Genomic DNA, 9,759 nt, shown 5'->3' with positions numbered 1-9,759 from the left:
GCCGGGGCCGTCGGACCGGCGGCCGGTAAGGCCGCCGGTACGGCGCCCCCGGCCGCGTCCGCGGGGTGCCCGCCGCCCCCCGGCGGCTCCGGGCCGTCGCCGGCCGCGTCGGTGTCGGTGTCGGTGCGCGGACTCAACCTGAGCTCCTCCCGGTGGGCGGACGTGGGGCGCGGGTCAGTTGCCGGAGCCGTTGCTCTCCAACAGCTCCTGGTACCAGTCGCGCAACTCGTCGCCGCCGCTGTTCCGCCAGGTGGAGACGGCCTGTTCGAGGTCGGAGACCTTCTTCCGACCCCGCCGGATGTCCTTCTGCAGGTCGTCGAAGGGCGTGTAGAGCGTCGCGTAGCGTTGCGGCTCCACCACCTGCATGCCGAAGAACAGCGGCTGGCTGACGTGGGGCGCCTGCCGCGCCATCCACCCCGCGTAGTCCTCCACCAGCTGCGGCTCGTCGGGGAAGGCGACCGTGTGCGGCGGCGAGGCGAGGAAGACCAGCGTCGCCGGCTGCGCCTCCTGCAACCCCTGCTCGCTGAACTCAGGCACCCCGCTGGACAGTTCGTGGTGCACGCCGTCGACGCCGTAGTAGGTGAGCATGAACTCCCGGGTGCCGTAGGGAGCGGCGGCGAAGTCCGCGGCGGCCAGGAGCTCGCGGATCTTCTCCTCCGGCAGGTCCTTGTTGAGGAAGGTGAAGATCGACGCGGCCGGGTCCTGCCACAACCGGGGCTCGCCGCCGTCGTGGAAGAAGTAGTCCACCGGCTGCATGTCGAAGTCGTCGCCCTGCTCGCTGACCATGCCCTTCCAGCCGCCGGTGCCGTCGTTGTACATCAGCACCTGGCCGCCGGTGAACCGCATCTTGGCGTCGGCGTCCTTGTTGGCCTCGGCGTCCGGGTGCACGTACTTCTGGTCGTGCAGCTTGCGGGCGAAGGCCAGCGCCTCGCGGTACTCCTCGGTCTCGATCTTGTGCACCAACCGGCCGTTCTCCTCGCGCCAGTAGGAGGGGGCGTCCGGCAGCACGCCGAAGATCTTCTGGATGCCGGTCCACAGGTCGTCGAACGCCCACCGCCCGGCCCGCGCGTCGGTGTACTCCGCGCCGAACGCCAGCAGGTCGTCCGCGCTCCCCGGCGGCGTACCGGTACCGACGATGTCGCGACGGTAGAAGATCGCGTCGCCCAGCACCGGCGCGGGCATCGGCAGCCCGCGCAGCGCGCCGCCGAAGACGCAGTACTGCCAGGCGGCGGTGGGGATGTTGGCGAGGTTGGGGTAGTCGCGGACCTTGCTGCCCGCGAGGTAGGGCGCGAGGTCGGCGAACCGGGAGGTGACGGCGTTGCGGATCTGCCCCTGCATGTTCCACCCGGGGATGGTCACCGCGTCGGGGATGTCGGAGCCGGCGAGGACCGCGCCGATCTTCTCCTGGTAGGTGTTGCCGTCCTGCGGGTCGAACACCAGCGTCGAGCCCAACGCCTCGTTGACGGCGGTGTAGTAGTCGTTCTCCCGCCGCGGCACCGTCCCCCACAGCGGCGTCATGACGCGGAAGCTCGCTCCGGAGCCGCGGGGTTCGGGAACGGAGGTCGCCAACGGGTCGGGCAGGTGGGTGAACCCCGGGCTGGAGCCGTCCACTCCTGCGAAGTCGGGCTCCACCAGGCCGGAGGGGATGTGGTCGGGCAGCAGCTCGCGCAGCGCGCGCCCCGCGGTGGCGCCCTCCCGGGAGGACGCCCCTGCCCCACCACCACCCCCGCACGCGGTGAGCAGCGGCCCGGCCCCGGCGACGGCCAGCGCTGCCACTGCCGTCGAGGACAGAAAGGTACGGCGGCTGGGGGCGGAGGCGTTCGTCGTCATGGCGTCAACCCTTCGGGGGCGCGCCGGATCGGAACGGGGCGCGCGTGTCGGCTCGAACAGGAGAGCTGCGGCCCGGGGAGCAGGAGGCCGTTGAAGCGTTTCGACGGCGGCGGCGAGCCCCGCACGTTCAGCTGACGGCGCGCCATGGGAGCGATCCCATGGGATCGCGCTCGAAGCGCTTCGATTTCAGCGAAGGCTAGGGTGAGCCCTCGGTGACGCACAAGAGCCGTGCAGCGTCTTTCCGGCGGTGCAACTCTGGTCATGCGTTACGGAGTTGGACCGGACATCGCGCTCGACCGCACCGGCCCCCTTGACAGTAGGTGACGGCGGGCTCACGATCGAAGCGCTTCGACTTCGTCGGTCCGGTCGGGCGTGTTCCCGACTCCGCCGGGGTGCCTCGCCCTCCCGGCCCCACCGCTGCCGAACCGACCGCCATGCCGGTGCCGGCCGCGCTCCCCCGCGACCGGCACCGGCACCGGCACCGGCACCGGCACCGGCACCGGCGGTATCCGAGACGCACGCCGACGCCGGCCGCTCGCACCACCGCCGACAGCGACCCACCGTCGGCGGGAGACAAGCCCGGTGGCGCCGAACGCCGCCACCGGCGGCGCACCACGCCCGGCCCCGCACTCCCACGCAACCGTCGCACGTGAGGACCGCCCGTGACCGACCACCGAGCCCCCGGGGCAGCCGACGCGCCCGGCACGCCCGCCACCGGGCACAACACCCCCGAAGCGGACGGGCACATCGCACCCGGCACCCCGGACACGGTCCGGCCCACCGCCGCCGAACGCGTCGAGGAGCTGCTCGACCGCCTCACCACCGAGGAACGCGTCGCCCTGCTGCACCAGTACGCCCCGGCCGTGGAACGCGTGGGCCTGGCCGCCTTCCGCACCGGCCAGGAGGCGCTCCACGGCGTCGCCTGGGCCGGCACCGCCACCGTCCTGCCGCAGGCAGTGGGGCTCGGCGCGACCTGGGACGCCGAACTGCTGCGCAGAGCAGGCGAGATGGTCGGCAACGAGATCCGCGCCAAACGGCGCGGGAACCCCGGCGTCGGGCTGAACGTGTGGTCCCCCACCGTCAACCTCCTGCGCCACCCGCTGTGGGGACGCGGCGAGGAAGGCTACTCCGAGGACCCCGCGCACACCGCGGCACTGGCCACCGCCTACACCCGCGGACTGCGCGGCGACCACCCCGAGGTCTGGCGCACGGCCCCCGTCCTCAAGCACTGGCTCGCCCACAACAACGAGACCCGGCGCGACACCACCTCCTCCTCCGTCCGCCCCCGCGTACTGCACGAGTACGACCTGCGGGCCTTCCGCCGCCCGGTCCGGGCCGGCGCCGTCGCGGGGGTCATGCCCGCCTACAACCTGGTCAACGGCCGCCCCAACCACCTCTCCCCGCTGCTCGCCACCGAACTGCGTCGCTGGACCGACCTGCCGCTGGTCGTCTGCTCCGACGCGGGCGCACCCTCCAACCTGGTCGACTCCGAGCACTACTTCGCCACCCACGCCGAGGCCACCGCCGCCGCCCTGCGGGCGGGGGTCGACAGCTTCACCGACCACGGCGACGACCCCGCCACCATGACGGCACGGCTCCACCAGGCCCTCGACCTCGGGCTGATCGACCAGGCCGACATCGACACCGCCGCCCGACGGCTTCTCCATCTCCGGTTGATGCTGGGAGAGTTCGACCCGGAGACCGACCCCTACGCCACGACCGGCGCCGTGAACCGCCCGGCCCACCGGGCGCTGGCGCGCGAGGCGGCGGAGAAGGCCGTCGTGCTGCTCCGCAACGACGGGCTGCTGCCGCTGACCGAGGCCCGGCAGATCGCGGTGGTCGGCCCGCTCGCCGACTCCTGCAGACTGGACTGGTACAGCGGCACCCCGCCGTACGCCATCACCCCCCTCGACGGCATCCGCGCCCGCTACGGCTCCGCCGCCGTCCGGCACCACGACGGCAACGACCGCATCCGGCTGCGCACCGCCACCGGCGGCCTGCACGTACCCGACCCGACCGGTGCCGCCGACGGCACCGGCCCGGCGGGACCCGGCGACGCCGCCGCCGCGCCGGAGCCCGCGGCGCAGGCGCTCCGTACCGAGACCCAGCCGGTGGTCGAGGGCACCGCCGACGAGGCGACCGAACTCGTCGTCGACGACTGGGGCGACGGCGTCCTCACCCTGCGACTGCCCGGCGGACCGTACCTCGCGGCCGGCGAGGACGGCGTGCTGCGCGCCGCGTCCCGCGAGCCCGGCGGCTGGATCGTCCGCGAGACCTTCCGCCTGCTGCCCGTGCCGGGCGAGACCGTCCGGGACGGGCACGAGGTCGCCGAGCCGCGGCGGCTGCTCCACCACATCGCCAGCGGCGGCCACCTGCGCCTGGCACCCGAGGGCGGTGGCGTCACCGACGCGGACGGCGTGCCGCTGGACGCCGCGCGGGCGACGGTGCTGACCGTCGAGACCACGGTGGACGGCGTGACCGCCGCCGTCACCGAGGCCGCCAACGCCGACACCGTCGTCGTCGTGACCGGGAACGACCCGCACATCAACGGCCGCGAGACCGAGGACCGCAGCACCCTGCGGCTGCCGGACCACCAGCAGCGGCTGTGGCGCGGCGTCCACGACGTCAACGCACGTACGGTGCTGGTGCTCTGCTCGTCCTACCCGTACGCGGTACCCGAGGCGGACGCCGAACTCCCCGCGCTGCTGTGGACGGCGCACGGCGGCCAGGAGGCCGGCACCGCGCTGGCGCGGGTCCTCGCGGGCGACGTCTCCCCGGCCGGGCGGCTCCCGCAGACCTGGTACGCCCGCGACACCGACCTGCCCGACCTGCTGGACTACGACATCATCGGCTCGCGGCAGACCTACCTGTACAGCGAGGCGACGCCGCTGTACGCCTTCGGCCACGGGCTGTCGTACTCCACCTTCCGCTACGGCACCCCGACCGTCACCCGCCTCGCGCCGGACGGCCGGTCACCCGAGGAGGACGGGGGCCCGAAGGGGGGCGGCGCGGACGGCTCCGGCTCGCACGGTGACGGCCCGCACGGTGACGGCCCGCACGGTGACGGCCCGCACGGTCCGGACGACCCGACCGGTGGCGCCGAGCTCCGCATCGAGTGCGAGGTCACCAACACCGGTGGCCGGACCGCCGACGAGGTCGTGCAGTTCTACGGCCGTGCCCGAGAGCCGCATCTGCCGCGCCCGAAGCGGCAGTTGCTCGACTTCGCCCGGGTCCGGATCAAGGCCGGCGCCACGGCGCGTGTCGGCGTCACCGTGCCGCTGGCCGACCTGGGGCACTGGGACACCGCCCGCCACCGGTGGACCTTCAGCGCCGGGCCGTACGCGATCGACGTCGGCGCCGCCTCCGACGACGCCCGGGGCACCATCACCCTGGAGCTGCCCGGCGAACCCCCGGTGGCGCACCAGGCCGCGGTCCGCGGCCTGGTCGCCGCCGACTTCGACGAGCAGTGGGGCACCGAGCTGGTCGACCTCACCCGCGCCTACGGCGACGCCGTCGCCCCGGCCGACCCGGGAGCGCCCGGTCGGCTGCTCTTCCGGAACTGCGACACCGGAGCGGCGACCGGTCTCACCGCCCGCTGCTCCGGCCGGGGCACCGTCACCGTCCAACTCCTGCCCCCGGGAGAGGGGACGCTGTCCGTCCCCACGGACGCCACGGCGGCCGTCATCACCTTCGGCGCCTCGCCGGAGCCGCCCGACCCCTACCGGTACCGGGAGCGATCGACGGAACTGACCGAGGCGCACGCGTCCGCAGCGGCGTCGGCGTCGGCTGCACCGGTAGCCGGTTCGGGTGCCCTGACGGCGGTCGGCGGCGCGGGAGGCCGCCACGACGTACTGATCACCCTCGACGGCACGCTGCGGCTCGACCGGCTCACCCTCCACCTCGGAGGCCGACCGGCGGAACGCCCCTGACGGGCGCGCGGTGCACCCGACGGGCCGGGTGCGTGGCCGGTCGTCGGGCCAGCAGGTCAAGGGCCGCCGGTCGAGTCGGGGCCGGGCCGACGGGCCGGGGATCGGCGGTCGGGCCGGCAGGTCGAGGGCCGCCGGTCGAGTCGGGGGCAGCAGGCCGGCAGCTCGGGGATCGGCGTGCAGGTCGGGCCGGCCCTCCCCCACCGTTCCGCCGGGGGCGCCCTCTCGCTCGCCCCCGGTCAGGGCTCCGCGGTGACCAGGGCGGCGACCGCGTCGGGTTCCCAGTGGCCGGCCGCGCCGGGGCACGCCGCCAGGTACGCCGCGGCCCGCGCAGCGCTCCAGCCGTGGGCGGAGACCAACCCCGCCACCAGGTGGTGCAGGTAGGCGGCCGACGGCGGATTCCCGGGCACGTCGCCGAGTCCCCACGGCGCGGTGAACGTCAGCACCGGGAGCCCGTCCATCTCCCCGCCGCTGACCACCGTCTCGTACCGGCCGTCCCCGGCACGGGTACGGCCGGTGGCGACCGCCTCGGCCAGGTCGGGCTCCGGCCCCTGGCCGGGGAGGCGGTACATCTCCTGGGCGAGCAGGTCGAGGAACTGCTCGCGGGTGAGCAGGTACCCGCGCGCCGCCACACCTCCCGCCCTGCCGCCGCCCACGGGCTCGGCAACGGGGTCGTAGAACGCCCGCCCGCCGTGCCAGATCGGCGACTCGGTGGCGAAGTACAGCGCCCCGGGCAGCGTCAGCGGAACCGTCCCGGCCGGTGGCGACGGGTCCCGGAACCCGGGGTAGACCCGTGCACCACCGGGGTGCTCCCCGCCCAGCCGGTACCGGTCGAACCGCGCAACGTGCAGGTTCGACCCGTACGCCGCGTACCAGAGCCGGCCCCCGTCCCACCCCGCCGCTGTGCCTGTTCCTGTCCCTGTGCCCACGGACTCCACTCCTCGCTCCCACCGGCCGCGGAACGCCGTCCGCCCCGCCCCCGGAGGCCCGCACGGACCACTCCGGGACGTGTGTAGACTTGCCCCGGAACACGCCGCCTTAGCTCAGTCGGCCAGAGCGACGCACTCGTAATGCGTAGGTCAAGGGTTCGATTCCCTTAGGCGGCTCCGGCAGAAGCCCAGGTCACATCACATGTGACCTGGGCTTTTCCGTATCAGCGCACGCGACGGCGGCGTCACAGCCCCTCCCCGCCCGCAGTCACTCGCGCCGTGCGCCTGCGGAAGAGGCCTGGCGCTTCTCAGCTTCGGAGAAGAGGAGCGTGGGCTCGGCGAGGATGTCGCGGCTGGACTCGCTCTTGTAGATCTCGTCGACGCTGCCGAACCGGGCCTCGGAGTAGTCGAGGTTCAGCAGGGCGGCGGCCTGGCGTACCGATACCTCGTCGGGTCCTTCGATCTCCAGGAAAGTGGGTAGGTCGGGCCAGGTATCGAAGTCGAAGACGACCTCGCCCAGGCGCCATTCCTCGCGGTAGTTCTCCTGGTAGCGGACCTCGGTGAGGCCGACCCGGCGCAGGATGTCGGCCATGGCGTGCAGGTCGGTGACCTCGGTCTCGATCTCCTTGGTGCCGTCGATCGTCGTGGCGTCGGTGACCTGCTTGAGCGTGAGGGTCGACCGGGTGCCCTCGTCCCGCAGGCGGATCCAGGCTCCGCCGTCGAGGGAGTCGTTCTCGAAGATCTTGCGGGTGAGGAGCGTGCGGGGGAACGCCTGGACGGCATTGATTGCGCTCAGTCTGTTCTGAAGGCTGGCGACGTCGACGGCCAGGAACTTCGCCTCGTACTCGTGCTTCATGGGGTCTTCTCTCAGCAGTGGTAGGTGAGGGTGGATGTCCGGGCCGCGAGCAGCATGCCCATGCGGTGGGTGTGGTCGTGCAACTGGCCGACGTGGGCGTGCTCCGTGAACTCGGTAGTGCGCAGGGTGAGCAGGATCTCCCAGTCGCCGGTGAAGTGGTGATGAAGACGTTCCGGGGAGGTGTAGTGCTCGTGAGTGAGCAGGCGAGGGAGACGAGTGCGTCGTGGAGTTCGAGTCGGCGTTCCCATCGGGTTGCGAGGCGCTTGAAGTGGTGGAGGAGGGCGAAGGTCTGCTCGACGACGTAGCGGAGCTTGCCCAGGCCGTGGATGTCTGCCTGGCCTTTGCGGGAGATGACCGGGAGGATGCGGCGTTTTCGCAGTTCGCGGCGGTTGGGGTTGCTGTCGTAGCCCTTGTCGCCGAGGAGCGCGTCGAGTCGTTTGCGGGGGCGGCCGGGTCGGCCGGCGACGGGTGGGATGCCGTCCACGAGGGCGAGGGTCTGGGTGACGTCGTTGACGTTGCCGCCGGTGGTGATCACCTTCAGTGGTGTGCCGTTCCCGTCGCAGATCAGGTGGTGTTTACTGCCCGTCTTCCCCCGGTCGACCGGCGACGGGCCGGTCCCGGCACCCCCTTTTTCGCCCGGATGTGGGAGGCGTCCACGCAGGCCCGGGACCACTCCAGCTCACCTGCGGCGTGCAGTTCGGCCAGCAGCAGGCGGTGCAGCTGGTCGAAGACCCCGGCCTCCTGCCACCGCCCCAGCCGCCGCCAGCACGTCTGCCCGGACCCGAAGCCCAGCTCAGAAGGCAGGTGATGCCACCGGATGTCGTTGTAGAGCACGAACAAGATGCCCTGCAGGCACAGCCGGTCATCCAGCGGTCTCGGACCCGGCGACCGCTCCGGCCACCGCGGCAGCAACGGCTCTATCCGGGCCCACAGTTCATCCGACACGATCCACGGCTTGTCACCCACACCAACACGAACGGCCAAACCGCCACCCCGGTCACGCCCACCAGCCCCACATCACAAGATCGTGTTACGAGCTCGTAACGGTTCACACCTCCGCTGAGGGTGCGCCACTGACGGCAGAGGTCCGAACGGCGCCGAGTAATCGGAGTTCGTAGTCGCACGGGGAAGGGTCAGCGGGGCGTGTCCTGGTGATTGAACTTGCCGCGGACGCTCGGGGGGCGGCTTGCTCGTAGCTTCTGTTCCGTGCGACAGGTCGGTTCTTCCGTCCGGGGTTGGTCAGTGGTCCTAGTACGGAGGTCACGTGTCAGCGACACCAGAGCGCCCGGGCGGTCGCAGAATCGCCGTGCTCGCGAGCAGGGTCGGTGCGGACGAGAAGAGGCTGTTCGACGCGTTCGACCGACGCGGTGTCCGTTTCGAGCATGTGGACACGCGGCGTCAGTGGTTCGTGGCCGGTGAGCGTGGCGTGCCCTGGGGTCTCGCGTTGAATCGGGAGATCGGTCAGGTCCGCGCGGCGTACGCGGCCCACAGTCTCACCGCGGCAGGAGTCCAGGTGGTCAACAGTGCGGACGCAACCGAGGTGTGCGGCGACAAGTGGCGTTCCACCGTGGCCTTGGGGGCTGCGGGGGTGGCGACCCCGCGTACGGCGCTCGCTCTCACTCCGCAGGCCGCGCTGGCGGCCCTGGAGGAGATCGGCTATCCCGCTCTGATCAAGCCACTGGTCGGTTCGTGGGGCAGGTTGATCGTTCGTTTCGCTGACCGGGCCGCCGCGGAGGGCGTACTGGAGTACGCTGCCGCGTTGCCCGGGCCGCAGTCGCACCTCGGCTACGTGCAGGAACTGATCGACAAGCCCGGTCGGGACATCAGGGTGGTCGTGGTCGGTGGCCAGGTGCTGGGTGCCGTGTACCGCACGGGGGACTCCCTGCGAACGAACGTGGCTCTCGGTGGTCAGGCCAAGCCGTGCGAGGTGACTCCGGAGATCGACAAGCTCTCTGTCGACGCGGCTGCTGCTGTCGGCGCTGACATCGCCGGTGTCGACCTGATCGAGGACCGGGACGGCCGGTTGCTGGTCCTGGAAGTCAACCACCGAGTCGAGTTCACCGGCTTCCAGTCCGCGCTCGCCGGTCGGGTGGATGTCGCGGATCGGGTCGTGGGTCATCTGCTGGATCGGGTGCGGAGATGAAGGAGGCTGTCACTCCGGCCGGGAGTGTGACCGACACATACGCGGCGGGACTGCTGCGCACGATGCTGGAGATCC

General features: G+C 72.3%; 6 protein-coding genes, 1 tRNA gene and 1 pseudogene. 3 read left to right on the top strand and 5 right to left on the bottom strand.

Annotation, left to right across the window (positions count from 1 at the left end):
* Positions 1–174 precede the first annotated feature (174 nt).
* A complete protein-coding gene (locus HCJ92_RS18965) occupies positions 175–1,830 on the bottom strand; it encodes an extracellular solute-binding protein (protein ID WP_209311320.1) in 1,656 nt (551 codons plus the stop codon).
* A 746-nt stretch (positions 1,831–2,576) separates the two neighbouring features.
* Between HCJ92_RS18965 and HCJ92_RS18960 the strand changes: the two genes are divergently transcribed.
* Positions 2,577–5,759, top strand: coding sequence for a glycoside hydrolase family 3 C-terminal domain-containing protein (locus HCJ92_RS18960; RefSeq protein WP_338054258.1), 3,183 nt, complete (start codon positions 2,577–2,579; stop codon positions 5,757–5,759).
* A 236-nt stretch (positions 5,760–5,995) separates the two neighbouring features.
* Here HCJ92_RS18960 and HCJ92_RS18955 read toward each other — a convergent pair whose 3' ends face one another.
* Positions 5,996–6,685: a histone deacetylase gene (locus HCJ92_RS18955; protein ID WP_167934816.1), complete on the bottom strand. Its 690-nt coding sequence runs from the start codon at positions 6,683–6,685 to the stop codon at positions 5,996–5,998.
* 103 nt (positions 6,686–6,788) lie between these two features.
* On the opposite strand from HCJ92_RS18955, the gene HCJ92_RS18950 reads away from it, so the two are divergent.
* Positions 6,789–6,862 (top strand) — tRNA-Thr (locus tag HCJ92_RS18950).
* A 91-nt stretch (positions 6,863–6,953) separates the two neighbouring features.
* On the opposite strand, the gene HCJ92_RS18945 is transcribed toward HCJ92_RS18950, so the two are convergent.
* From HCJ92_RS18945 to HCJ92_RS18935, 3 genes and pseudogenes are all read right to left on the bottom strand, one after another.
* Complete coding sequence (locus HCJ92_RS18945; protein ID WP_167934815.1) at positions 6,954–7,541, bottom strand: class IV adenylate cyclase; 588 nt, start codon at positions 7,539–7,541, stop codon at positions 6,954–6,956.
* A gap of 11 nt (positions 7,542–7,552) precedes the next feature.
* Entirely contained in the window at positions 7,553–7,789 is a 237-nt protein-coding gene (locus tag HCJ92_RS18940; protein WP_245241001.1) for a hypothetical protein, read from the bottom strand.
* Positions 7,735–8,507: pseudogene (locus HCJ92_RS18935) on the bottom strand (IS5 family transposase); the annotation flags it as partial. The gene HCJ92_RS18940 and the pseudogene HCJ92_RS18935, both read right to left, overlap by 55 nt.
* A 298-nt stretch (positions 8,508–8,805) precedes the next feature.
* Between HCJ92_RS18935 and HCJ92_RS18930 the strand changes: the two are divergent.
* On the top strand, positions 8,806–9,684 hold the full coding sequence (locus HCJ92_RS18930; RefSeq protein ID WP_167934814.1) for a RimK family alpha-L-glutamate ligase: 879 nt from the start codon (positions 8,806–8,808) through the stop codon (positions 9,682–9,684).
* Positions 9,685–9,759 lie beyond the last annotated feature (75 nt).

Origin of the sequence: Streptomyces spiramenti, from assembly GCF_012034385.1 — a bacterium.
In the GTDB taxonomy this organism is placed as follows: domain Bacteria; phylum Actinomycetota; class Actinomycetes; order Streptomycetales; family Streptomycetaceae; genus Streptomyces; species Streptomyces spiramenti.
Note: the sequence above shows the minus strand (reverse complement) of the source record. Positions and strands in the feature narration are given on the sequence as shown.

Bases quoted from the DNA above. Each gene is read 5' to 3' on its own strand.
- HCJ92_RS18940 (WP_245241001.1), bottom strand. From the start codon at position 7,789: ATGGGAACGCCGACTCGAACTCCACGACGCACTCGTCTCCCTCGCCTG.
- HCJ92_RS18965 (WP_209311320.1), bottom strand. From the start codon at position 1,830: ATGACGACGAACGCCTCCGCCCCCAGCCGCCGTACCTTTCTGTCCTCG.
- HCJ92_RS18945 (WP_167934815.1), bottom strand. From the start codon at position 7,541: ATGAAGCACGAGTACGAGGCGAAGTTCCTGGCCGTCGACGTCGCCAGC.